At 44.7% G+C, this 25,378-nt stretch carries 22 protein-coding genes and 1 tRNA gene; 15 read left to right on the forward strand and 8 right to left on the reverse strand.

Annotated features, from left to right (window positions below):
• Window positions 1-43 precede the first annotated feature (43 nt).
• Window positions 44-1,282 (reverse strand): acyl-CoA dehydrogenase family protein, encoded by a 1,239-nt coding sequence (locus ACAM37_RS06350; RefSeq protein WP_369625780.1) that lies wholly within the window; start codon window positions 1,280-1,282, stop codon window positions 44-46.
• Between the two features lie 135 nt (window positions 1,283-1,417).
• Here ACAM37_RS06350 and ACAM37_RS06355 point away from each other — a divergent pair, with 135 nt between their 5' ends.
• Window positions 1,418-2,365, forward strand: a complete 948-nt coding sequence (locus ACAM37_RS06355; protein WP_312384541.1) for a LysR family transcriptional regulator — start codon at window positions 1,418-1,420, stop codon at window positions 2,363-2,365.
• Window positions 2,366-2,404: 39 nt separating this feature from the next.
• Here ACAM37_RS06355 and gmk read toward each other — a convergent pair whose 3' ends face one another.
• Window positions 2,405-3,022 (reverse strand): guanylate kinase, encoded by a 618-nt coding sequence (gene gmk / locus ACAM37_RS06360; protein ID WP_007116269.1) that lies wholly within the window; start codon window positions 3,020-3,022, stop codon window positions 2,405-2,407.
• 196 nt (window positions 3,023-3,218) lie between these two features.
• Between gmk and ispH the strand changes: the two genes are divergently transcribed.
• Together ispH and htpG are read left to right on the forward strand one after the other, a co-directional pair.
• Window positions 3,219-4,187, forward strand: coding sequence for a 4-hydroxy-3-methylbut-2-enyl diphosphate reductase (gene ispH, locus ACAM37_RS06365; RefSeq protein WP_076774283.1), 969 nt, complete (start codon window positions 3,219-3,221; stop codon window positions 4,185-4,187).
• Between the two features lie 238 nt (window positions 4,188-4,425).
• Complete coding sequence (gene htpG, locus ACAM37_RS06370; protein WP_369625781.1) at window positions 4,426-6,396, forward strand: molecular chaperone HtpG; 1,971 nt, start codon at window positions 4,426-4,428, stop codon at window positions 6,394-6,396.
• 141 nt (window positions 6,397-6,537) lie between these two features.
• Here the strand turns inward: htpG and ACAM37_RS06375 are convergent, their stop codons facing one another.
• Entirely contained in the window at window positions 6,538-7,485 is a 948-nt protein-coding gene (locus ACAM37_RS06375; protein WP_369625782.1) for a pilin, read from the reverse strand.
• A 127-nt stretch (window positions 7,486-7,612) separates the two neighbouring features.
• Between ACAM37_RS06375 and trmB the strand changes: the two genes are divergently transcribed.
• Both trmB and putP read left to right on the forward strand, forming a co-directional pair.
• Window positions 7,613-8,449, forward strand: coding sequence for a tRNA (guanosine(46)-N7)-methyltransferase TrmB (gene trmB, locus ACAM37_RS06380; protein WP_472826340.1), 837 nt, complete (start codon window positions 7,613-7,615; stop codon window positions 8,447-8,449).
• A gap of 209 nt (window positions 8,450-8,658) precedes the next feature.
• Window positions 8,659-10,146 carry a sodium/proline symporter PutP gene (putP, locus tag ACAM37_RS06385; RefSeq protein ID WP_369625784.1) on the forward strand — a complete coding sequence of 496 codons (1,488 nt, stop codon included), beginning with the start codon at window positions 8,659-8,661 and terminating at the stop codon, window positions 10,144-10,146.
• Window positions 10,147-10,348: 202 nt separating this feature from the next.
• On the opposite strand, the gene ACAM37_RS06390 is transcribed toward putP, so the two are convergent.
• Window positions 10,349-10,425 (reverse strand) — tRNA-Met (locus tag ACAM37_RS06390).
• A 357-nt stretch (window positions 10,426-10,782) separates the two neighbouring features.
• On the opposite strand from ACAM37_RS06390, the gene ACAM37_RS06395 reads away from it, so the two are divergent.
• From ACAM37_RS06395 to ACAM37_RS06420, 6 genes are all read left to right on the forward strand, one after another.
• Window positions 10,783-11,952, forward strand: coding sequence for a PhoH family protein (locus ACAM37_RS06395; RefSeq protein ID WP_369625785.1), 1,170 nt, complete (start codon window positions 10,783-10,785; stop codon window positions 11,950-11,952).
• Between the two features lie 3 nt (window positions 11,953-11,955).
• On the forward strand, window positions 11,956-12,582 hold the full coding sequence (ybeY, locus tag ACAM37_RS06400; protein ID WP_369625786.1) for an rRNA maturation RNase YbeY: 627 nt from the start codon (window positions 11,956-11,958) through the stop codon (window positions 12,580-12,582).
• Window positions 12,583-12,590: 8 nt separating this feature from the next.
• Complete coding sequence (locus tag ACAM37_RS06405) at window positions 12,591-13,685, forward strand: asparaginase (RefSeq protein WP_369625787.1); 1,095 nt, start codon at window positions 12,591-12,593, stop codon at window positions 13,683-13,685.
• Window positions 13,686-13,746: 61 nt separating this feature from the next.
• Window positions 13,747-14,553: a tRNA pseudouridine(38-40) synthase TruA gene (gene truA, locus ACAM37_RS06410; protein ID WP_369625788.1), complete on the forward strand. Its 807-nt coding sequence runs from the start codon at window positions 13,747-13,749 to the stop codon at window positions 14,551-14,553.
• Between the two features lie 127 nt (window positions 14,554-14,680).
• Complete coding sequence (gene infA / locus ACAM37_RS06415; RefSeq protein ID WP_007116282.1) at window positions 14,681-14,902, forward strand: translation initiation factor IF-1; 222 nt, start codon at window positions 14,681-14,683, stop codon at window positions 14,900-14,902.
• Between the two features lie 245 nt (window positions 14,903-15,147).
• Complete coding sequence (locus tag ACAM37_RS06420) at window positions 15,148-16,662, forward strand: OmpP1/FadL family transporter (protein WP_369625789.1); 1,515 nt, start codon at window positions 15,148-15,150, stop codon at window positions 16,660-16,662.
• A 134-nt stretch (window positions 16,663-16,796) separates the two neighbouring features.
• On the opposite strand, the gene ACAM37_RS06425 is transcribed toward ACAM37_RS06420, so the two are convergent.
• Together ACAM37_RS06425 and ACAM37_RS06430 are read right to left on the reverse strand one after the other, a co-directional pair.
• Window positions 16,797-17,918, reverse strand: a complete 1,122-nt coding sequence (locus tag ACAM37_RS06425) for an energy transducer TonB (RefSeq protein WP_369625790.1) — start codon at window positions 17,916-17,918, stop codon at window positions 16,797-16,799.
• Window positions 17,919-18,262: 344 nt separating this feature from the next.
• On the reverse strand, window positions 18,263-18,424 hold the full coding sequence (locus tag ACAM37_RS06430; RefSeq protein ID WP_156627573.1) for a hypothetical protein: 162 nt from the start codon (window positions 18,422-18,424) through the stop codon (window positions 18,263-18,265).
• Window positions 18,425-18,592: 168 nt separating this feature from the next.
• Here ACAM37_RS06430 and ACAM37_RS06435 point away from each other — a divergent pair, with 168 nt between their 5' ends.
• The 4 genes from ACAM37_RS06435 to pncB all read left to right on the forward strand — a co-directional run bounded on the left by ACAM37_RS06435 (window position 18,593) and on the right by pncB (window position 22,516).
• Entirely contained in the window at window positions 18,593-19,570 is a 978-nt protein-coding gene (locus ACAM37_RS06435) for a DUF1852 domain-containing protein (protein WP_369625791.1), read from the forward strand.
• A 78-nt stretch (window positions 19,571-19,648) separates the two neighbouring features.
• Window positions 19,649-20,704 carry a methionine synthase gene (locus tag ACAM37_RS06440; protein WP_369625792.1) on the forward strand — a complete coding sequence of 352 codons (1,056 nt, stop codon included), beginning with the start codon at window positions 19,649-19,651 and terminating at the stop codon, window positions 20,702-20,704.
• Window positions 20,705-20,724: 20 nt separating this feature from the next.
• Window positions 20,725-21,231 (forward strand): flavin reductase, encoded by a 507-nt coding sequence (locus tag ACAM37_RS06445; protein ID WP_369625793.1) that lies wholly within the window; start codon window positions 20,725-20,727, stop codon window positions 21,229-21,231.
• A 91-nt stretch (window positions 21,232-21,322) separates the two neighbouring features.
• Window positions 21,323-22,516, forward strand: coding sequence for a nicotinate phosphoribosyltransferase (gene pncB, locus ACAM37_RS06450; RefSeq protein WP_369625794.1), 1,194 nt, complete (start codon window positions 21,323-21,325; stop codon window positions 22,514-22,516).
• Between the two features lie 103 nt (window positions 22,517-22,619).
• On the opposite strand, the gene ACAM37_RS06455 is transcribed toward pncB, so the two are convergent.
• Together ACAM37_RS06455 and ACAM37_RS06460 are read right to left on the reverse strand one after the other, a co-directional pair.
• Window positions 22,620-24,074, reverse strand: a complete 1,455-nt coding sequence (locus ACAM37_RS06455) for an NAD-dependent succinate-semialdehyde dehydrogenase (protein ID WP_369625795.1) — start codon at window positions 24,072-24,074, stop codon at window positions 22,620-22,622.
• A gap of 340 nt (window positions 24,075-24,414) precedes the next feature.
• Window positions 24,415-25,359: an alpha/beta hydrolase gene (locus tag ACAM37_RS06460; protein WP_369625796.1), complete on the reverse strand. Its 945-nt coding sequence runs from the start codon at window positions 25,357-25,359 to the stop codon at window positions 24,415-24,417.
• Between the last annotated feature and the right edge of the window lie 19 nt (window positions 25,360-25,378).

Consider the following 25,378-nt stretch of genomic DNA (forward strand, 5'->3'; position numbering starts at 1 on the left):
CTTTTTTGTTAGCTGGCTATCTTTTTTGTTAACTAGCTATTAGTTATTTGGTCGTCGCTTGTTGGCGTTTTTTCACTTCCAGTTTGGCAATCATGCCCTTATGCACTTCGTCAGGTCCATCGGCAAGGCGTAGGCTGCGGGCTTGGTTAAAAAACATCGGCAACAGCGTATCTTGGCTCACACCCATCCCCCCATGCAGCTGAATCGCCATATCGACGACTTCTTGTAATACCGTTGGGGCGACCACTTTAATCGCTGAGATTTCGGTTAACGCCGCTTTGGTGCCGAGTTTATCCATTTTATAGGCGGCATACAGGGTTAACAGACGCGCTTGGTCAATTTTGACACGGACGTCAGCGATACGTTCACGGTTGCCACCTAAATCAAGCAGCGGTTTGCCAAATGCGCTACGGCTTAGCCCGCGGTCGATGGCAAGCTCCAGCGATTTTTCTGCAGCGCCAATACAGCGCATACAGTGGTGAATCCGACCCGGTCCTAAGCGCCCTTGGGCAATCGCAAATCCCTCGCCTGCCCCGCCGATGACATTGCTAAGTGGCACACGCACGTTGTCAAAACGCATTTCGCCATGTCCATGCGGTGCATCATAGTCATTAAACACTTTGAGCATACGTTCAATTTTGACGCCTTGGGTATCAATTGGCACCAGCACCATGGTGTGCTGATGGTGGCGATCTTTGCTCTCGTCTGGGGTGTGTGCCATAAAAATAATAAGTTTAGCTTTTGGATCTCCCAAACCTGATGACCACCATTTGCGACCGTTGAGCACAATTTCATCGCCTTCAACAATCGCCGTGGCTTGCATATTGGTGGCATCACTACTGGCCACTGCAGGCTCTGTCATGCCAAACACGGAGCGAATCTCGCCTGCCAATAACGGCGTTAACCATTGCTCTTTTTGGGCGTCGTTACCGTAGCGCCAAATCAATTCCATATTGCCACTATCTGGGGCATTACAATTAAAGACATGCGGTGCAATAAGACTTCTGCCAGACAACTCAGCAATATGGGCGTATTCTTGCACGCTTAATCCTTGACCCAGTTGCTCGTCTGGCAAAAACATATTCCAAAGATTTTGCGCACGGGCTTTGGTTTTTAATTCTTCAAGTTTGGCAGGCCATTGCCAAGTCGTCCAATCGCCTGTGGGATTAAGCTTATGCGCCGCTTGCCAAAATTCTGCTTCAATCGGTTCGATTTCGGTTTGAATAAATGCTTTAGTACGGGCGATGTAATCTTTTGCTTTATCGCTAAGTTGGAATTCCATTGGGCGTTGTCCTTATTTGGCTAAAACAATCATTGAATCAGCTTAACGGATTTATTATCATGAATAAAATGATTTTAATTAGTAGAATACTATAAATAAAATTCATACAACTGAGGTATATCTGGTGTTATCCAAATGTTGCATAAAAACCCGTTAAAGCAGCTTGATTTAAATTTGCTTAGGCTATTTATTTATATTTTTGAGCTTAAAAATCTTACTCATACTGCAGAAGCTTTGCATTTGAGCCAATCTGCCATTAGCCATGCGTTAGGTCGGTTACGCCAAGCGCTGGGGGACGAACTTTTTTATCGGGAAAAAGGTGAACTGCACCCCACCCTGTATGCCAAACGGCTTTATCCCACGGTCAAACAAAGCTTTGAAAATCTCGAACAAATATTTCAAACTAACCATTTATTGAGCGAGGACAAACTTGGCGAGCTGGCGCAGCAGAGCTTTGCTACGTTGACGATTGCCATGCACGATGAAATTGAATTGATTGTGTTTAACAAATTGGTCAGCCAAATTCATCAAGTCCTGCCCAATTGTCAAATCACCAGTAGCCGGCTCAATCGCTCAGAACTCGCGCATGAACTAAAAGTTGGACAGCTGGATTTTGCCATTGATGTGGCGCGGGTGGTGGATAGTGAGATTGTGCATCAACCCTTGTTGCGAGATGAGTTTGTGCTGGTGTTGTATGCGCCAAATTTTGCGGCTGAATTGGCGAATGAACCAACTATCACCCAAGCCCAGTATTTTGCCAGTCAACATATAACTGTGTCATCAAGGCGGCTAGGTCTGTCGATTGAAGATAGTTTATTGTCCAAAGCAGGTTGGCAGCGGCAGAGTAAAATCCGTTGCCAACATTATGCCACGGCTTTTCAATTGCTAAAACAAGACAAGCTATTGCTTACCTTGCCGCGCCAGTTAGCCACCACATTTTTGCCACCCGCCCAAGGCTGGCAGATTTTGGATTTGCCAATTGAATTGACCCATATCGAGTTACACGGCTATTGGCACCAACAACAACAGGTTGACCCGCTGTATGGGTGGCTAAGACAGCAGATTTTTAGTGCGTTTCATTAGCGCGTTGCGCTTATTGATTATTTATAGGCTATTGATGATTTATTCAGACAATAGCTGCTCAATACGGCCAGCGTGACGCTCTTGCTGTTTAGCGAGAGTCAAACGATTGGCGATGATGATTGATTTTAACTCCGCTAATGCCACGTCGAAATTGTCATTAATCACCACATAATCAAAATTCACGTATTGCGACATTTCATTGACCGAACCGGCAAGACGTCTTTCAATCACTTCTTGACTGTCTTGTCCGCGATTGGAAAGCCGCTGGCGCAGCGATTGGCGGTCGGGCGGTAGGATAAAAATGGTCGTGGCATCGGGACGTAATTTTTGCACTTGCAGCGCGCCCTGCCAGTCGATTTCTAAGATGACGTCTAAGCCATTGCTCAGCATAAATTCTACTGTGGACTGGGCGGTGCCATAGTAGTTTTCAAACACTTCGGCATGCTCCAAAAACTCACCTTGCTTAATCATATCAGCAAATATCTCGCGGCTGACAAAGTGATAATGCTGCCCATCAATCTCACCAGGACGTGGCTTGCGAGTCGAATGCGAGATACTAACCGCCAAGTCATTGGTCGTTGCAATCAGCTGTTTGACCAGCGATGTTTTGCCAGTACCGCTTGCTGCGGTGATGATAAATAATGAGCCTTTGGTCATGACATATCCTTAGGGGTTTGATTAAATAAGTAGTAGCCATTTTTGAATCGGCTATTTTAGCAATTTTTGCTAACAATTTCTGCGTAATTTAGCCATTGAATACCGATTCGCTGATTTTTTACGTTTAACATATTTTGCGTGTATGAACTCATGGTAAACTAGCCACATGAATCATCAATGACTGAAGAACTGTGTTATGAAAATTTTACTCGCCAATCCCCGTGGTTTTTGTGCTGGGGTCGATAGAGCCATCGAAATCGTTAATGTCTGCCTTGAGCGCTTTGAACCGCCTATTTATGTGCGCCATGAAGTGGTACACAACAAGTTTGTGGTGGAAGACCTTGCCAATCGCGGTGCGGTATTTGTCGAAGAGTTGGATGAAGTGCCCGATGGGGCGATTGTGATTTTTTCAGCGCATGGCGTCTCCAAAGCCGTGGAAGATGAAGCCGAACGCCGTGATTTGACGGTGTTTGATGCCACTTGCCCACTGGTTACCAAAGTCCATATCGAAGTCAATAAATTTGCTAAAACAGGCGTAGACGCGGTGTTGATTGGTCATGCAGGTCATCCAGAGGTAGAAGGCACGATGGGGCGCTTCGATCCACAATACGGTGGGCGTATTCACTTAATTGAAGATGTGGTGGATGTTGCCAATCTTGACCTACCGACGGATACTGATTTGGCATTTGTCACCCAAACCACCCTATCGATGGATGACACCGCAGAAGTGATTGATGCGCTAAAAAATAAATTCCCAAAAATCCATGCGCCGCGTAAAGATGATATTTGTTATGCCACCCAAAACCGTCAAGATGCGGTCAAGGAGCTTGCGGCGCGTTGTCAAGTGGTGTTAGTGGTTGGCTCACCCAACTCATCCAACTCTAACCGCTTGCGTGAACTCGCGGAGCGCTTGGGCGCCAAAGCGCATTTGATTGATAATGCGGGCGAAATGCAAAAAGACTGGTTTGCAGGCGTGGATACGGTAGGCGTGACTGCGGGTGCGTCCGCGCCTGAAGTATTGATTCAAGAAGTGTTAGATACCTTACAATCTTGGGGCGGCGAAAAACCTGAAGAATTATCAGGTATTTTGGAAAACGTGACCTTTAGCTTGCCCAAAGCGTTGCGCTCACCCCAACTGTCTAATCCTAGTGAATCCAAGATTTAAAAGAGATATAGTATCGGATAGATGGCAAGTAAAGCCGAGTATAAGTATGCTCGGCTTTTTATTGGTCATTTAATTATTGAATATTTAAATCCTGCTTGCATCATTATTTTCATTTTTTAAAAATTAAAAAATTGTGCCGCTTGTGCTTGAAATAGTTTTACATTCACCCTAACTATGACAACGAACCATCATAAATTGGGTTAATTATTTTTATTCTTACTTTTAGGAGTTACTCATTATGGCAGATTCGAACAAACCTGAGCCAAAAAAACATAGCTTTGAAGCTGAAGTCGCGCAACTATTACATCTAGTCACCCACTCGCTTTATTCAAATGCGGATATCTTTGTGCGTGAGCTGGTCTCAAATGCCTCTGATGCCTGTGACAAGTTGCGCTTTGAAGGCAATCAAAACGATGCGCTGTATGAAGGTGACAGTGAACTACGCATTCGCATTGATATTGATAAAGATGCCAAAACCATCAGCTTTATTGACAATGGTATCGGTATGAATGAAGCCGATGCGGTAGAGCATTTGGGTACTATTGCCAAATCGGGCACCAAAGCTTTCTTAGAAAAATTATCCGATGCGCAAAAACAAGACGGCAATTTGATTGGTCAATTTGGGGTGGGTTTTTATTCGGGTTTTATCGTAGCGGACACCATCACGGTGGAATCTCGTAAAGCAGGTGAGCCTGCCAGCCAAGGTGTACGCTGGGTTTCAGACGGTACCGGTGAATTTACTACCGAAACCATCGAAAAGCCTACCCGTGGCACGACCGTGATTTTACATATCACCGATGAACACAGCGAATACCTTGACCGCCAAAAAATCAAATCTTTAGTCAATAAATACTCTGACCATATCAGCTTGCCCATCCAAATGCGCAAAGAAGTTTGGCAAGAAGAAGAACTCACTGACGCGCAAAAAACTGCTAATTCAGAAGCAGGGGGCGAAACTGCCAAAGGTGAGATACCCCAAGGTCAAATGATAACCACCGCTGAATGGGAAACCATCAACCAAGCCAATGCCCTATGGACGCGCTCACCTTCAGAAATTGAAGATGAAGAGTATCAAGAATTTTATAAAAATCTTACCTATGACTATGATGAGCCGCTAACTTGGACGCACAACCGTGTCGAAGGACGTCTACAATATACCCAGCTGCTATATATCCCTAAAAAAGCGCCGTTTGACCTGTACCAACGTGAGCAAAAACACGGTCTAAAACTGTACGTCAAACGTGTATTTATCATGGATGATGCCGAGCAGTTATTGCCGATGTACCTGCGTTTTGTCAAAGGGGTCATTGATACCGCTGATTTACCGCTCAATGTCAGCCGTGAAATCCTGCAAGAGTCTCGCGATGTCAAATCTATCCGCGATGGTAACGCCCGCCGTATATTGACCGTGCTAGCTAGCCTAGCCAATAGCGATGAAGCTGAAAAACAAGAAAAATATAAACAGTTTTATGCTGAATTTGGCAACGTCTTAAAAGAAGGCTTAGGTGAAGACCAGAGCAATATGGATAAAATTGCCAAATTATTGCGCTATGCCACTACCACTGATGACAATGTGGTCACCAGCTTTGACGACTATAAAGGTCGTATGAAAGACGGTCAAAAGGCGATTTATTATCTAACAGCTGAAAACCTTGCCGCCGCCAAAGCCAGTCCGCAACTTGAAGTGTTCAAGAAAAAAGGCATTGAAGTCATCTTGATGACCAACCCCGTTGATGAATGGGCAATGAACTTTATGTTTGAGTACGATGGCACACCGCTACAAAACATCGCCAAAGGCGCGGTAGACTTGGGTGATTTGACCGATGAAGCCGAAAAGGAAGAAGCCAAAAAAGCGGAAGAAACCTTCAAGCCTGTGGTAGAAAAACTCAAAGGCGTGTTAGGTAGCCGGGCTAAAGATGTGCGCGTATCCAATCGCCTTGTCGACAGCCCTGCTTTGCTAGTAACTGCAGATGGTGAACTATCGCCACAGATGATGCAAATGCTCAAACAAATGGGGCAACCTGTGCCAGAGAGCAAGCCAATTTTGGAAGTCAACCCAAACCATCCGCTCATTCAAAAATTGGAAAGCGCAGAGCAGTTCGATGACCTCGCGCAAGTGATTTTTGACCAAGCATTACTTGCTGAAGGCGGTCAGCTTGAAGACCCAGCCGCTTATCTAAAACGCGTCAATGCGTTGTTGATGAAGTAAGTTATTTTGCTGACCTCAACATAAAACCGATAAATAAAAACTGATAAACAAAAAACGAAGCCTAGTCTGTTACTTAGGCTTCGTTTTTTTTGAAAACCACCGCCATCGCATCGGCTACTGGTTGTAAGCACCACTATTTTATCAGCGCTCGGCAAGCATACACTGTTTGGGAATTTGCTTGCGATTGAGTGAGGTGATACAGCCCCAACTACCATCGACTGTACTATCACCAATGCGGTACATGGTTAGTGTCTGACCATTGAGCCAGCGATTAGGAAACGGCACGCCTCGTACTGTCGCTTGAATCATACAATGACTCTCAGTTGGAACGCTTTCTGCTTGGGTCAGCACTTTTAACACCACTTTTTGGTTATCTGTGCTTAGCGGTGTATTGACAGGACATTGACCGGTAGCTTTGTAGATGGCATCGACTCGTCCCTGTGCGCTTTCTACGATATCAAGCACTTCAAACAGCGTGGCATTGGCTTTTTGTTTGGCATAAATCGGTAAAAACTGCACTTGTATCACAAACAAAGAAAACGCATAAAACCCAAACGCCAGCGCCAAACCCACCAAACTTACACCGCCATGCCTGCGGATATGAGCGAGCTGTTTTTCTTCATCCCGCGGATACATTTCAATGGCATCGGCGATTTCACGGCGCGCCATCCGATAATAATAAGCATCGCTCCAACGTGCTACCATTACCGACCAAAACAGCCAAATCGCAAGCCCAATGCCAATACGTAGCGGCATACGAATCGCTTCATCAAGATTGCGTATCAATAAGTACTCTATCGCTACCAAAATGATGGTGACATTAAGCTGAATAAATGACCATCCCGCCACCGAATAGACAATGCTATCTAAGAATCGCTTACGGTATAACAGCCAAGGAAACGTCATCAAAAACCCTGCCCAATGCCACTTTGCCGTCAATCGCCCTGCCTTATCAAACTGGGCAAAACGCTTGAGATAATACGCCTGCGAACGATTGCCAATAAAGGCTTTGTCATACATCAGACGCTGTTTATCAGTTAGCTGTGGCTGCCAAAATGGCGGCGGTGATGTTTTTTCAAGAAATAACATGGCGATTAGGGATTATCCATTGGTTGTTTTCACTTGTTGAGGTTTTCACTTTTTGGGGTTTTCACTTATAATAGCCGAATTTTATCACAACCACCCTTTATCACACCAACTACGATTTTTGCAAATGATGACACCCCAACATACCCAAACTTCTGAGACAGTCGATGCGGCTAAACCCGATACACCATTGCTGTCTCCCAATCCATCCACTGCCCTACAACCAAGTGATGAAAACCTTGATTCATCCCCGCACTATCGCGCCATTCAAACTTTTATGAAGCGCAAAACCCATGTGGGCAAAAAGGCAGAAGCTGGGTTACAGTCAGACTTTGCCCATTTTTTTGTCCAGCCCAATTTGGATGCAATACAAGCAATGGATATCGGCGGCATAACCAATTTGCGTGAGCTATTTTCAAACCCTGATGCGCCTTTGACATTTGAAATTGGCTTTGGTATGGGCACAAGCTTGGTGGAAATGGCAAAAAATGACCCAACACGAAACTTTGTCGGCATTGAAGTGCATGAGGCAGGACTGGGTAACTGTGCATTTTTGGCAGGGGAAATCGGTCTAAATAACCTCAAACTCATCAGTGGCGATGCCATTGCCCTGATGCAGCAATTACCGGCGGAGCATATTGACACGCTGCAGTTGTATTTCCCAGACCCTTGGCAAAAAAAGCGCCATTACAAACGCCGTTTTGTCAGTGCCGATCGCATGAGGGTGGTGGAACGGGTGCTTAAAAAAGGCGGCATGTTTCATGCTGCCACCGATTGGGAACATTATGCCCACTGGATGATTGAAGTCATGGATGGTTTAACCGCGTTTGCAAACGTCGAAGGCAAAAACAGCGAAGGTATAGGTAACTTTGTGCCGCGCCCCGATTTTCGTCCCCTGACTAAATTTGAAAAACGCGGTATGGAGGAAGGTCGCGCTATTTACGATATTATGTATCGCAAAGTTTAGCGCGTTGACAATTTTATGCCATACACAGGATAATCACAGCGATTATCCTTTTTTTATGCCTAAAATTTTTCTACAATGTGACTTTTCGTTATTAGATGGTATCTATCAGGATGTCGATTAGCGTGTGATTCCACGTAAAATCTCTATGACTGCTATCAATTTTTAGTGGTTTTATTACCTTGAATCGGGATGACCTTAGGAGTGATGGGATGACACCCGTTTATATTACATTTACGTTGTATTTGATTTTGGTATTAGGCATCGGGTTTGCGGCATATTTTGCCACGCGTAACTTTGATGACTATATTTTGGGTGGCCGTAGTCTGGGCAGTTTTGTGACCGCGATGTCGGCGGGTGCGTCAGATATGTCAGGATGGCTGCTGATGGGGTTACCTGGGGCGATTTATGTATCGGGGCTGAGTGAATCTTGGATTGCAATTGGCTTGGTGATTGGTGCGTATTTTAACTGGCTTTTAGTGGCGGGTCGACTGCGGGTGCATACTGAGTTTAATAACAATGCGCTGACTTTGCCTGAATACTTTCACCACCGCTTTGGCGCCAACAATAAATTGATTAAAATTGCTTCGGCGGCGATTATTTTGTTTTTCTTTACGATTTATTGCGCCTCAGGCATTGTCGCAGGTGCGCGGCTATTTGAAAGCTTGTTTGAAATTGACTATGCCACGGCTATGTGGCTAGGGGCTTTTGCCACCATTATCTATACCTTTATTGGAGGATTTTTGGCGGTAAGCTGGACAGATACTATTCAGGCAAGTTTGATGATTTTTGCGCTGGTATTTGCGCCCATCATGGTTTATTTAAACTTAGGCGGTATGGATGAAATTCATGCGGCAGTCAGTATGGCGGCACAAGCGAATAACAAAAACTACGGTAACTTGCTGTTTGGTACGTCATTCGTCGGTATCATCAGTGCGGCTGCGTGGGGCTTGGGTTATTTCGGTCAGCCACATATTTTGGCGCGTTTTATGGCAGCAAATTCGGTCAAATCACTAAATAGTGCCCGTCGTATCGGTATGACTTGGATGATTTTATGCCTAGCAGGCGCGGTGGCGGTCGGTTATTTTGGGCTTGCCTATATGACGGTGCATCCTGAACAAACTGCTATCTTAAAAGATAACAACGAGCGTATCTTTATCGGTTTGGCACAATTGTTATTTAACCCTTGGATTGTCGGTGTGGTATTGTCGGCTATTTTGGCGGCGGTCATGAGTACCCTCAGCTGTCAGCTATTGGTATGCTCAAGCGCGATTACAGAAGATTTTTATAAAGGGTTTATTCGCCCTACTGCCACGCAAAAAGAGTTGGTTTGGATTGGTCGATTCATGGTGCTTTTGGTCTCAGCAATTGCCATTGTCATCGCCCAAAACCCAGACAGCAAAGTGTTGGGATTGGTCTCTTATGCTTGGGCAGGTTTTGGCGCAGCGTTTGGTCCTGTGGTGTTGATGTCATTATTTTGGCGACGTATGACTGGCACAGGTGCTTTGGCGGGTATGCTTGTAGGCGCGTTGACGGTCATCGCTTGGAAACCATTAACCGGTAGTAGTCTTTATGAAATCGTACCAGGCTTTATTTTAGGCATGATTGCCATCTATATGGTGTCGCTGTTAACGCCCGCATCTGACAAAGTCATGGCACGTTTTGATGATGCCAATAAAGCCTATAACGATGCTCGTTAATATTGAATGACAATGTGAATAGTCATTTAAATGACAAAAAGGGTGATACAGCTATCGCCCTTTTTTTGTTTTTCTTTTTCATTTTTTTATTGTCAAATGACAAACAACCAAATGACAAGCAACAAAAAAGCCAAACATCAAAATGCTTGGCTTAGCAAAATACGGGACTTATCAAAATACTGGGCGTTAAGTTATTTGCAAATGGTGGCGATGAAGAGACTTGAACTCTTGACCTCACGATTATGAGTCGTGCGCTCTAACCAGCTGAGCTACATCGCCATGTTTGGCAAATTTGCAGGATTTAGGCAGAATTTTGAAAGTATTTCTTGCCTGTCATGGGGTGCATATTATGCGTATTTAACCCTATGTCGTCAAGCATTTTGTCACATTTTTTTTCATTTTTTCAAAATTTAATTTTTTGCCTGTCGTGGCTGAGCATTGGCTGAGTATTGGCTGCGTGTCGACCTCAAAATCACTTGAAATGACAAAAACCCGTGAACGTCACTTGAATTTTTGCATATATTTACCATAATAGTATCAACGTGCCAAAATATTATATTGGTTACTGTCATACTCCCCTAATCTCTCAACCTTATGATTTATCACAACTATAAAAACCCATAAAAGGAAGCACTCTTGAGCGATACTATCAGCAGAACGGTCGATTTATCATCTCTAAAAGCCCACCAACTCAAAACCTTACTTGGCGAATACAATAACCACATTAAGTACCTTGAACATCGTCTATCAGTCCACATTCACCAACGCAAAACCGATTTTGTGATTTCAGGTGAGCTTGATTCAGTCGCACGTGCTGAACGTATCTTGGCACAGCTTGCCGATGAAGCACAAAGCAACGACGTCATCTCGCCAGAAGATTTGCACCTGCTCGTGCAAACGAGTTTTAGCCGTGAGCAAGATTTAGCGCTAGAAAATGATGCCGCTAGCGCAAATGGCAGCGAGCGCGCAGATAGTACTGATTTCACCCCAATTAGTTTGAGAACCCGTAAAGGAAAAATTATCCCCCGCGGTTACAACCAACAGCAATATGTCAAAAAAATCTTACTCTCTGATGTCTCGTTTGGCGTAGGTCCTGCAGGGACGGGTAAGACTTACTTGGCGGTGGCTTGTGCGGTGGATATGCTAGAGCGCAATGAGATTGAGCGTATTTTGCTGGTGCGCCCTGCGGTAGAAGCAGGGGAAAAACTGGGCTTTTTACCGGGTGATTTGACCCAAAAAATCGACCCTTATTTACGCCCACTTTATGACGCTTTATATGAAATGCTAGGGTTTGAAAAAGTGGCAAAACTGATTGAAAAACAAGTCATTGAAGTAGCCCCCCTCGCCTACATGCGCGGTCGTACCTTAAATAACTCATTTGTGATTTTGGATGAAGCACAAAACACCACCCCTGAGCAGATGAAAATGTTTTTGACCCGTTTGGGTTTTGGCTCACGTGCGGTCATCACGGGCGATATGTCACAGGTGGATTTACCTCGCGGCACCAAGTCAGGCTTGCGGCATTCACTAGAAATCTTGGCGGATATTGAAGAAATTCATGTGACGCGGTTTGATAGCAAAGATGTGGTACGCCATCAATTGGTTCAAAAAATCGTGCAAGCCTACGATAAATACGATGAAGCGCAAGAAGCGATTAAAGAAGCCAAAAAGCAATCGCGCCTACTTGAACAAAGCCAAGCACAGTCCCAAGCCGCAAGCTCGGCTATCGGGGTGACGGATAACAATGCTCCGATTGATAAAGCACCGATTGATAACACACCCATTGATATAGGTATCGCGGAGTAGCTTATGTCATCAGCTTTGCCAACCCAAATTGATTTAACAGGTGATTTAGCAGGCGCTTTGCCGCAAGCGCCGCTTAGTCAAGTTCCGATGAGTCAAGTGATAATTAGTTTTGCCGAAGACTTAATTGAACTGCCAAATTTTGGCGAACTTGAAGCCTTCTACCGACAAGACAAGATTGTCGCTATTTTGCAACAAGTTCTGCAGTATTTTGAAACTCATCAAGACACTACTGAGATACCTAGTCAACTGGGTGAATTTATCTTTCAAAAAACCGTTGAATTAGAAATTTATGTCACGGAGCCTGTGGAAGCTCGCGCTATCAATTTAGATGCGCGTGGCAAAGACTACGCCACCAATATTTTATCTTATGCCAGTGAATTGCCTGAAGCTGTGCTAGAATTACTGCCCGCATTGCCGCTAGGTGAATTAGTGATTTGCCATGCGGTGGTGGTCAGTCAAGCCGCTGAGCAAGGCAAGACGACTCAGCAACATCTGACCCATTTGCTGGTGCATGGGATGCTGCATTTGCTGGGTTTTGACCATGAACTTGGGCAAGCTGAGCAAGATGAAATGGAAGCGATTGAAATCGCTGTCCTTGATAAGTTATCCGTTGCCAACCCTTATGAGTAAAATTTCAATTGAGTAAATCTATCACCAAATCAGGTATTGGCATCATCTACGCGGGCGGCACTTTTGGCAGTTATGGCAAACCGCTTGCCAGCTTAGATGCCGATATTTTCTTACCTGTGTTATCACAGATTTTACAAACCCATTTTGCCACCTATCCAAACCATGCACATGACCCTGTGGATTGGCGGATATTGGATAATGAGGTCATTAAAGACAGTAGCCAGTTAACGCCTGCCGATTTTGCGCATTTTTATCAATTGATACTACAAGCCATTGCGCAAGGGCTTCGCCAATTTGTGGTGCTAACAGGCACGGATACGCTCAGCTACCTGGCGGCTTTTTTGGCAGAGTGTTTCGCGGGTAGTCATATCAGTATTGTGGTGACAGGGGCAATGAGACCTTTGCTTGATAGCAATGTATTAACCGATTATCTCATCGACGCGCAGAGCGATGCCACGCAGAATTTATTTGATGCTTGCAAACTAGCCCGTCATGGTGAGCCTGGGGTGCGGGTGTGTTTTTCTGGTGAAGATTGGCCTGCGCAAACTGTGCAAAAAATTCATAGCCATGATTTAATGGCGTTTGTGGGGCACCACCGTGCTGGTTATCCCGCCAATAGCTATACCGCAAAAATCACCCAGGCTCAGCATCAACTTTGGCTAGAAGATCGGTTGAGTGAATTGCCGCAAGTTTTTGACAGCTTGTCCCATGCCAATATTGCCACACTCTATTTGACGCCCGTGGATACGCAGTTGCTCGCCACTCGCTTGGATAATTTATTGTCTGAAAAACCTGATGCCATCATTATTTTGGCATTTGGTGCAGGCAATGTGCCATATGCCGAATCCATTAAAAACCAATTATTACAGGCGAAAAAACAAGGCTGTCTGGTTGCAGTGACCACCCAATGCGCGTATGGCGGCGTCAGCCAAGCGTATGAGGCGGGGGCATGGCTGGCTCAGTGTGAGGTTTTGATGACTGGGCGGTTGACCTTACCTGCGATATTTGCGCGTCTGCTTTGGTTGATTGGCAGTTATGACACCCCTGCTCGCCGCCGTCAGCGCTGGACACATTGTCTAAAAGATACCCACACCGTCGCCTAATAACTGATTAGTTGTTATACTAGGCTTTTTTATCGTAGGTTTTGGCAAAATTGGCTTTTTTATGACTGTAAATACTTATGCGATCAGCATCGAATTTATTGGTACTCGCTATCGCGGCTGGCAACGACAACAAGAAGTTGATAGTATTCAGCAGCATGTTGAAGCAGCGTTATCAAAGATAGCCAATGAACCCATAGAAGTTATTGCTGCGGGTCGTACTGATGCCGGCGTCCATGCGTCAAATATGATTGCCCATTTTCAAACCAGTGCCACCCGTCAGCCTTATAATTGGCTGCGTGCCGCAAACTCTCTACTACCTGATGATATCGCGGTGCGCTGGATACAAGTGATGCCTGCTGAGTTTCATGCGCGCTTTTCTGCCATTGCTCGACGCTACCGCTATATTACCCTTAACCACCCCTTTCGACCTGCGATACTCAATCAGCAAATTACTCATGAGTACGCCCCGCTTAATGTCCAACTGATGCAGCAGGCAGCGACCTATCTAGAAGGCACTCATGATTTTACCAGTTTTCGTGCCGCTTCCTGTCAATCTAACCAGCCTGTGCGCCATGTCCATTTTGCCAAATTGATTCAGCATGGTGAGCTATTGGTACTGGATATCCAAGCCGATGGTTTTTTGCATCACATGGTGCGAAATATTATGGGTACGTTATTTGAAATTGGGCGCGGTGAACAGCCAGTCGCATGGATTGAAGCATTGCTACTTAGCAAAAATCGGTCACTTGCGGCAGCGACGGCTTCTGCCGATGGGCTGTACTTTATCAACGCGCTATATCCACCCCAATTTCAATCACTATTACCGGCAACAAGGCTATCCCCTATTTGGCTAAATTTGGCTGAATAAGGTCGCGATGCGCGCAAATCCTTTAGCTGTTTTTTTCAATTGATTGATTTAGGGCTTAAAAGTTGCGATAACACACGCATCAGCGTATAATCTGCATTTATACATTTGACTCATAGATATAGGTATTATGGCAAAAAAAGACGATGTAATTGAATTTGAAGGCGAAGTGGTCGACACTTTACCTAACACATTATTTAAAGTGCGTTTAGAAAATGGGCATGAAATTATTGCGCATATTTCTGGAAAAATGCGTAAAAACTATATTCGTATCTTAACAGGCGATAAAGTTAAAGTTGAAATGACACCTTACGACTTGTCGAAAGGACGTATTACTTATCGCGGTCGATAGTTGTTTAGGCACATATAGTCAGTAAAAAGAGGGTTTTAACTCATTGAGTTAAAACCCTCTTTTTTTCGTGACTGCTCAGGTCAATAAATTCTTACAAAAATGTGATTATACGGTTGTCAATTGTTAAAATTTTGATTATTCTTTACCTAACCAAAGGAAGGTACTACGTCAATTCTAATTTATTGATAAGTTTTTGTTAAATTAGCTGTTAGACGTGAGGATTAAAATCAAACAGGGAGCTTCACATGTCATTTAAAATTTCTTCTCTTGCGCTAGCTGTTGCTACGCTTTCTACTGTTTCTATCGCAAACGCAGCCGGTCTAGACCGCTCTACTCAACCCAGCTGGGCTTTTACCGAGCAAGGTACTTTTGCCTATGTTGAGCACGTTACCATCGATCCAACAATCGAGGGTAAAGATAACGCAAAAGTTGCGACAACTGACGCAAACTTTACCGCTGGTCGCAATGTCCCTGATATGGCCGACGATTACCAGTTTTTAAATTTTGGCGCAAAAGCCGATGTCAATGACACCATCAGCGTAGGGGCATTTTTTGACCAGCCTTGGGGCGCAAATGTTGAGCTTTCTGGCGATAACAACTTTGTTGGTGCACCAACTTCTATAGTAAATGGTATCTATGCTCAGGCAGCAGCGGGATTGCAAAGTGCAGGTATTGCGCTGCCTGTTACCAATGCCACAGAACTGCAAACCGCTATCTCAACTATCCAAAATCAAGTTACTGCAGGGCAAGCGCGATTAGATGCAGCAAACACCCAATTGACTCAAGCCCAAGCCGCTTTGGCTGCTAACCCTGCATTAGCGCCTGTTTTAACGCCACAAATTACTGCACTTCAACAAGGGATTGCTGCAGGTACTACTCAAGTTGCGGCTGGTACACAAGCAGTTAAGACTTTATCTACCGCACAAGCGGCTTCACAAAATTTATCTAAAGTCACAGGTGCCACCAACGTTTCTATCAGCAGCCAAAATTTCACAGGACTGTTAGGGGTAAAACTGGGTGAAAAGAAAAACATTCAAATTTATGGCGGTCCTACGATTCAGCGTTTAGAAGGTGATGTCCACTTACGTGGTAACGCTTATAAAACCGCCTCTGGCTATGATGCAAATATTACGCGTGATACGGCTTATGGCTGGATGGCTGGTATTGCTTATTTAAAACCTGAAATTGCACTCAAAGCCGCGTTAACTTATCGCTCTGAAATCGACCACGATGTTAATGTGACGGAAAATCTTCCTGCACTTGGTGCAGCGGGTGTGGGCACCAATGAGATTACTATCACCACGCCAAAATCTGTTAACTTAGATTTCCAAACAGGTATCAATCCAACCACCCTTTTAACCGCAAAAGCACGTTGGGTACCTTGGAGCGATTTTGCGATTAAACCAAAAATCTATGGTAGCGCAAGTGGTTTAAATTTAGTTTCTTATGACGATGACGCTTGGACTGCTGAAGTCGGTCTAGGTAAGAAACTATCGCCACAATTAGCTATTTCGGGCGCTGTGGGTTATGACTCAGGCGCAGGTAATCCCATCACTTCTCTAGGACCTGTGGAGGGTAACTGGAATGTGGGTTTGGGAGCAAAATACAATTTGACACCTGAATGGGCTATCTCAGGCGGCGTTAAATACTTAATGTTTGGTGATGCCAAAGCAAAACTACCTGATGGTAGCATTGTTGGTGATTTCCAAGACAATGATGGCTGGGTATATGGTCTACGTTTATCTTACCAAAAGAAATAAGCTAACTTTCAATAACATGAAAGCCAATCTGTTCATCAGGTTGGCTTTTTTATGTATCTAGTTAATCAATTGTTGAAACAGTAAGCCATTAATGATCATTACATAGGTGCCGCTTCAACAACATATCGTATGGTTTAATTTGCAAGATTGGTCAGTGCTATTGTGAGATTACCAATGCTTGGTACCGTGATGCCATTGGCTTTTCTTGGGTAAAGTTTGGCTTTTTGAACTTGTTGGCAAATAAATTTATCCACCTCTTGATCACCCGATGTTTGCGTAATCCTGCATTTTTCCACGCCACCTTGGGCATTGACATTGAGTTTTACTTGTAGGCTGGATAGCTGTTTTAGTGTCACAATACGGGATAAATTGGGTGGTAACTGCGTGTTAGGTCTTTTCTGCCAACTTGCATCCGCATTGCCAAAGGTGATGGGTGTTGCTGGTTTTGGTGACGAATTAATAGTTGGGACAGCGGGGATAGCTGAAATAATTGGGCTAACGGGCCGATTTGGCGTTTTTTGTATTTGAGAACGCATCGAGTCTTTAGATGATTTAGCAGATGATTCAGCACGCTCATCGTGAGTTATAGGTTTTAAAGCATATTCAGTATTGGTATGGCTTTGCTTGGTAGTAGCTGATTTGATAGTAGCTGATTTGGGTTGAGCAAGAGATTGGCTAGTGTTTGAACTTATGTTGCGTTCTATTTGCGCCGCTTGCTGTTGTTCATAATGGGCGTTGTTTTTATGGGCGTTCAGTAATGGCTGGCTAGGAATATCCAGGGTTTTTGCTTGATTTTCAGTTTGAATTTGACTTGCTGTAGATAACGAAGTTTTAAGTTGACTGGCTTTTTTTTGGTTAGTCGAATTATCTATCGTTGGTCTGAGTTCGATTGGCTTGTGGTTATTATCTTTTGCTGGGTGATTCACCAGTTTAGCGGGTACAGGGTTTGGTGTTGATAACGGTTTTTCCTTAATATCAGCCGCTTGTGTGTTATCGCTAGGATAAAGTTGTTTGACAGGGTCTACATGATGGATAACCACAGGCGGTTGTGAATGGTATGTCTGTGAGGGGTGAGGCTTCAGCTGGATAAAGCTAATTTCGAGCGGCTGTGTCGTTTGCGGTTTGATTTTTAATGGCGTTTGGTACTGAAAAAATAGATATAGCAGCAGCCCATGCAACGCGGTAACGATGCCAACTACCACTACCCTAATATATAGTTTTGACGATTTGTTATCAGATGATGGGGTAGATAGCATAACAGGGAAATCGCTTGATGCACGCTTGAATGATGACAGATGATATTGCCATCTTAATTTGACTTCCTCCCCTCCCTAAAGCGAGGGGATTCCTTCTGCAAGACGGTGAAGCCCCACCGCAAACCTTAAATAGTGGCAACCGCCCGTACGACACACCGTACATTTAAGGTTCTTATTTTAAACTAATCCTACCATTAGGATTGTCAATAGACACGGATTAGCTTAAGTGTGTGTTTGGAGTGCCTTACCAGTTAAGTTACTGCGTACTCGCAATTTAGTCTTAACTTAACTGTTGAGTGCAAGACATTAAATATAGTGATATGAGTATAGTAAATCTTATAGAGTTAAGCAATTGCCTTATATCCACCACCTGAAGTCGGTGGTTTTACGGCAAGGTCACATAAAGCCGCTTGTCCAATAATGACGCTTTTTTGCCTATCAATTGATTCAGCGGGCTTGGCAAGGCAGGCATTTTTTGCATGGGTGGCAATCCAATCTTTATGCAAGAAAAAACCTAAAATGAATAAAATTCATCATTTTTAAATTTTAATTCGTTTTTATTCATCTTTATTTTAGCGTATAACTGTCTTTGTACTTTTAGCCGTGACGATTTTTTAGTAATCGTAGGGTGCTAAAAGAAAATTTTTTGCGCGACTGTTACGGAGATTATAGACATGACTTTACCGATTGATTGTCATATCAAAACCATTGCATTTGATGAAAACTACCAACCTGCCAAAGATACTAGGCTGACTACCAACTTTGCCAATCTGGCACGGGGTGAACACCGCCAGCAAAACTTACGCAATACCCTGCAAATGATTAACCGTCGATTTAATGACTTGGCACATTGGGACAATGTGACTGGCGACCGCTATCAGGTCGAGCTTGAGATTGTATCTGCCAATCTTGAGATTGTTGGTACGAAAGACAGCTTTCCGGCTATTGAGATTTTAAAAACCGTTATCTTTGACACCCAGACCCAGCAGCGAATCGATGGCATTGTGGGGAACAGTTTTTCTTCCTATGTGCGCGATTATGACTTTAGTGTATGGCTGTTGGCGCATAACAAAAACCAGCCATCGTTTAGCGTGCCCGAGCGGTTTGGGGATTTGCATGGCAAGTTGTTTGAGTATGTGTTGAACTCGCCTGCCTATCGTGAGCAATTTAACAAACCCCCGGTGATTTGTCTGAGTGTATCGACCACTAAGACCTACACCCGAACCGCCAATTGTCATCCGATTTTGGGCACTGAATATGTACAAGACGCATATTCGCTGACGGATGAATACTTTAGCAAAATGGGGTTATCGGTGCGTTATTTTATGCCGCCAAAATCAGTGGCGCCTTTTGCATTTTATTTTAAAGGTGATTTGCTCAATGACTACACCAACCTTGAGCTTATCAGCGCGATTAGCACGATGGAAACGTTCCAAAAAATTTATCGTCCTGAGATTTATAACGCCAATAGCGTGGCAGGTCAAAGCTATCAGCCCAGTTTAAATCATGAGGATTATTCACTGACCAAAATCGAGTATGACCGTGAAGAACGTAGCCAGCTAGCGATTCAACAAGGTCAATACACAGAAACCCACTTTATCAAACCCTATCAAACCTTATTACAAAACTGGTTAAATTCCCAAGTCGCTTAACCCAAGTAACTTAACCCAAGTAGCTTAATAAGTCGCTTAAGCAGTTTTTGCTGACACCCAACAATTAAAGAGAAAACAATGACGACACTTTTTCCAACATCAACGGCAGGTAGCCTGCCTAAACCAAGCTGGCTTGCTGAACCTGAACAACTTTGGTCACCTTGGAAGCTGACAGACAGCGCGCTTGTCCAAGGCAAACAAGACGCGTTATTGGTATCATTGCAGCAGCAATTAGCGGCAGGCATTGATATTGTGAGTGATGGCGAGCAGACCCGCCAACATTTTGTCACCACCTTTATTGAGCATCTAGATGGGGTTGATTTTGCCAATCGCGCTACGGTAAAAATTCGCAATCGCTATGAAGCCAGTGTGCCGACTGTGGTAGGTGCGGTGTCGCGCCCGCAATCGGTATTTGCTGAGGACGCCAAGTTTTTACGTCAGCACACAGACAAACCTATCAAATGGGCGCTACCTGGACCCATGACCATGATTGATACCTTAAGTGACCAATACTACGGCAGCCGCGAAAAGCTGGCTTGGGAATTTGCCACCCTACTCAACCAAGAAGCCAAAGAACTGGAGGCGGCAGGGGTTGATATTATTCAATTTGATGAGCCTGCCTTTAATGTATTTTTTGATGAAGTTAATGATTGGGGTATTGCGGCACTTGAACGTGCTATCGAAGGGTTGAAATGTGACACTGCCGTCCATATCTGTTATGGTTATGGTATCAAAGCCAATACCGATTGGAAACAAACCTTGGGCAGTGAATGGCGACAGTATGAAGCCATCTTCCCCAAACTACAGCAATCGGCGATTGATATGGTGTCGCTAGAATGTCAAAATTCGCGCGTACCGATGGAACTTATCGAATTGATTCGTGGCAAAAAAGTGATGGTGGGCGCGATTGATGTGGCGACGCATCAGATAGAAACGCCTGAACAAGTGGCAGAAACGCTGCATAAAGCCTTGCAGTTTGTGGATGCCAAAAATTTGTACCCTTGTACCAATTGCGGTATGGCACCGCTCCCCCGTCATGTGGCACAAGGCAAACTGTCTGCCTTAGCACAAGGCACCAAGCTCGTCCGAAATGACTATTTAGCCACGCATCAATTGGACGACCTCATAATTTAAAAAGTAATTTGGAAAAAACAATGGTTGACGTTACTGATTTTAGAAATGCCATGTCGATGTTATCGGCTGCGGTCAATGTGGTCACTACCGATGGCCCTGCGGGTCGTCATGGCTTTACTGCATCGGCGGTGTGCAGTGTAACCGATACCCCACCGACCTTGCTGGTATGCATGAATACCGCCTCACGCTCGTATGAATATTTCGTGCAAAACAAGGTATTGGCGGTGAATGTGCTGGCTGATCATCATGCACCATTATCCGCGGTTTTTGCCTCAAAACTCGAAGCGCAAGCGCGCTTTGAGCATGGCACATGGCATACCTTGATGACCCAATCACCGATTTTGGACAATGCCTTGGTGAGCTTTGATTGCCAAATCGAGCAAATCCAAGAAGTCGGCACACACGGGATTTTTATTTGTCGTATCGAAGCCATACAACAAGGCAAAGACCAGACAGGCTTGGTGTATTTTAACCGTGAATACCATGCCGTCAATAAAATTAAAGTCGAAACGCCCAACCAACCATAATGCCAAGCACCGAGTCAGATTTTGTACAATCCAAGCGAATTAATGCTAAAGTAGTCACTCTTATCAATAGTTACAGAATTTAGGATGGGTAATGGCGATTATTAAGTCTTTGTTGGACACGGATTTATACAAATTTACCATGCTACAAGTGGTACTACACAAGTTTCCACAGACGCATAGCGTATATGCGTTTCGCTGTCGCAACCTTGAAGACACCGCCTATCCTCTTTCAACGCTACTCGATGAAGTCAATGCCGAGCTCGATGCGCTTTGTGAACTACGCTTTACAGCTGATGAGCTGCAATACCTTCGTGGTCTGCGCTTTATCAAAAGTGATTTTGTTGATTATCTGGAATTATTTCAACTCAAACGGCGTTTTATCAAAGCGACCCTTGATGCCGAAGGTCGGTTAGACATTCGTATTGAAGGCCCGATGATTCAAGCGATGATGTTTGAAATCTTTGTGTTGGCGATTGTCAATGAACTGTATTTTAGTCACCTTGATCAGCAATCGGCTTGGCAAGTCGGTCAACAACGGCTAAACGATAAACTGCTACTGTTACAAGATTATCGTCGCCAAATGGCGGCTTATGACGTCCCGTTTTTGGTATCAGATTTTGGTACGCGTCGACGTTATAGTGTCGCTTGGCAAGAACAAGTGATTGAGCGGTTGATGGCAGTGCCTGAAATATTTCGCGGTACGAGCAATGTGTATTTTGCCAAACAGTTCGGTATCACCCCAATTGGCACAATGGCACATGAATTTCTGCAAGCCTTTCAGGCACTCGATGTGCGCTTGCGTAATTTCCAAAAAGCGGCACTCGAAGCTTGGGTTCAAGAATATCGAGGAGACTTAGGTATTGCATTAACAGACGTGGTCGGGATGGACGCTTTTTTGCGCGATTTTGACTTGTATTTTGCCAAGCTATTTGATGGGCTGCGTCATGACAGTGGCGACCCGTATGAATGGGGCGAAAAAGCCTACGCGCACTACCAACAACTCAAAATCAACCCAAAAACCAAAATGTTAAATTTTAGCGATGGGCTGACGTTGCAGAAGGCGTGGGCGCTGTACTTGCATTTTAACGACCGTTTCCAACTTGGGTTTGGTATCGGGACTCACTTGACCAATGATATGGGGCAAACACCGCTCAACATCGTCCTTAAACTGGTTGAATGTAACGGGCAATCGGTGGCTAAAATATCCGACAGCCCGGGCAAAACCATGACCGACAACGATACCTTTTTGGCATACCTGCGCCAAGTATTTGATATTGCCGAGTAAAAATCCTAAAGCGCTAATTGCAAAAACCAATAAGCTAAATCCCCACATTCAATCTTACGCCCAATCATGGCAAGGTATGCCATGAACTTGGACGATTGAACTATTATTGCACATCAATACACCAATACTTGGTAGTCACATAATCTTCAATCCCATACTTTGAGCCCTCACGCCCAAAGCCTGATTGTTTGACACCCCCAAACGGTGCAACTTCGGTTGATAACAGCCCGGTGTTTTGGGCGACCATACCATATTCAAGTCCTTCACACACTTTCCACGAGCGCGCAACGCTTTGGGTATAAAAATACGCCGCTAGTCCATAAATCGTGTTATTGGCATGAGCAATCACTTCGTCATCGCTATCAAACACAAACACGGGCGCAATCGGACCAAAAATCTCTTGGGTAGCAATGTCCATGTCATCGGTAATTCCCGTGATAACGGTCGGTTCAAAGCTTAAATCTGACGCGCTGTGTTTTTTTCCACCGGTGACCACGATCGCGCCTTTGTTTACCGCATCTTCAAGTAAATGTTGCACTTTATCCATGGCGTCTTTATTAATTAGTGGACCGATATTTACGCCCTCTGTCATACCGTTACCGATTTTTAGTGCTTCGACTTTTTGTTTGAAGATGGCTAAAAATTTGTCTTTAATACTTGATTGCACATACACGCGGTTTGCACAGACACAGGTTTGCCCCGCGTTACGGTATTTGGAAGCAATAAGACCGGTTGCTGCTTTCTCTAAGTCGGCATCATCAAAGACGATAAAGGGCGCATTGCCGCCAAGCTCCATCGAGAGTTTTTTGACCGTGGACGCGCATTGTGACATCAGCACGCGACCAACTTCGGTAGAGCCAGTGAATGACAATTTGTGGATACGTTCATCTTGGGTGAGCACTTCGCCAATGACGGATGACTTGCCGGTGACGATTTGTAGCAAGCCTGCAGGTAAGCCTGCACGTATGGCAAGTTCGCCCAGTGCTAATGCGGTCAAGGGTGTTTCAGTGGCAGGTTTGACAATTATGCTACAGCCAGCAGCTAATGCCGGTGCCACTTTACGTGTAATCATGGCGGCGGGGAAATTCCACGGGGTAATCGCTGCGCATACGCCAATCGGTTGTTTTAACACCACGTAGCGTAGGTCTTTGTTGGTGCTAGGGATGATGTCGCCATAGATGCGCTTGCCTTCTTCGGCAAACCAGCGAATAAAGCTATTGGCATAGCCGATTTCACCGCGCGATTCGGTCATTGGCTTGCCTTGCTCGGCTGTCATGATTATTGCCAAATCTTCTTTATTTTGGTCGATTAAATCCGCCCAGTTGTTTAAAATAGCTGCGCGCTCGTTGGCGGTTTTTTGTGCCCAGTCTATTTGCGCTTTGTGGGCGATGGCAACGGCGTCGATGACTTGGGATTTTTCTAGACTCGGTATAGTGGCAATCACTTGGTTGTCAAATGGATTGGTGACATCAATGGTGTCGCCTGTCGTGGCGTCTGTCCATTGGTTGCTAATAAGTGATTGGGTTTTGAGTAAGGTTGGGTCTTTGAGTGGTAGCATTAGGAAGTCCCGTTCGTTATGTTGTTATGAGGATATTGAGAACTTTTTTATGATAAGCAGGTCAATGCCGTTTATTATAAGCTGATAACAGCTACCTGCAATAGCGTCATTATGTTGCAGCAGCTGTCTAGGTGGTAAAAATTGCAGCAAAGATTAGAGAGTAAATGGCATAAATAATTGCATAAAAATGCAAACCAAGTCGGTTACCTCAACTCGGTTATGATTCTTTCATCGCATTTGAGGCTAATGGCTCAGCAGTGGTATGCCTTTGACTGCATGATTCTGTGAAAATTGCCGCTGCTTAAAAGTTTCTCTTTATACTTTTTGTTGGAAATTCTTCTCAACGCGCTGTTAGCAAATGCCGCTGCATAAAATCATTGACCTTGTTAAAGGTGGGATAAAAAGACTGTAACGGTGCTGCTAGACCAATGACGACGCCTGCATGAGTGGCAGGGACTTGTACCCGCTCCACGTTGCCGCCTGCTTGGGTCAGCGCTTTTTGTAGGCTATCAGCATTTTGTGGGTAGACAATCATATCTTTACTACCTGTGACCAACAAATGCGGAGGTACATCTTGGCGGATATGATACACAGGCATCACTTGCTGGCGGGTGCTATCAGCTGGAAAGGCAACTTTGGTAGTACCGCTACGAAAATCGTAATCATACGGCCCTGCTAGTCCAATCACGCCTAATATTGCCTTGTTGGGAATGCCGGTGGTTTTCCAAAAACGGCTATCATCCACCGCAGATACCACATTAAACGCCCCTGCCGAATGCCCCATGACAAATAGCTGATTAGGATTGCCGCCATATTGAGCGATATTGCGATACACCCAACCCATGGCGCTGGCTGTATCGAGCACATAATCTGGGAATACGTTTGCAGGGGCTAAGCGATAATCCACCACCACTGTGGTGTAGCCCGACTTGGCAAACTGCTTACCGACAAAGCCATAGGTTTGGCGTTTGCCATGTTGCCAGCTGCCCCCGTATACAAATATCAACACAGGGTGACGCTGACCGTCTGCAGGGGTATAAATATCGAGTTGTTGGCGGGTATCTGTGCCATAGGCAATATTTTTGATGGTTTTAATACCATTTGACACAGTGCTAGTGCTATCAGCTTTTGCTGCGATGGGTGCGTTTTTTGTCGCCATGGCATGACAGCCTGTCAAACTTAACCCCACCATGGCTATAACCGCAGCAGCCCCAAGTTTGAATTTATTCAAGCGGACGGTGGCGGATGACAGGTGTTTTGTAGCGTGGGTCGATGAATTCGGCATAGGTTTCGCTTTTTTAAAT

The organism is Moraxella sp. K23 (assembly GCF_041154765.1).
In the GTDB taxonomy this organism is placed as follows: Bacteria; Pseudomonadota; Gammaproteobacteria; order Pseudomonadales; family Moraxellaceae; genus Faucicola; species Faucicola tetraodonis.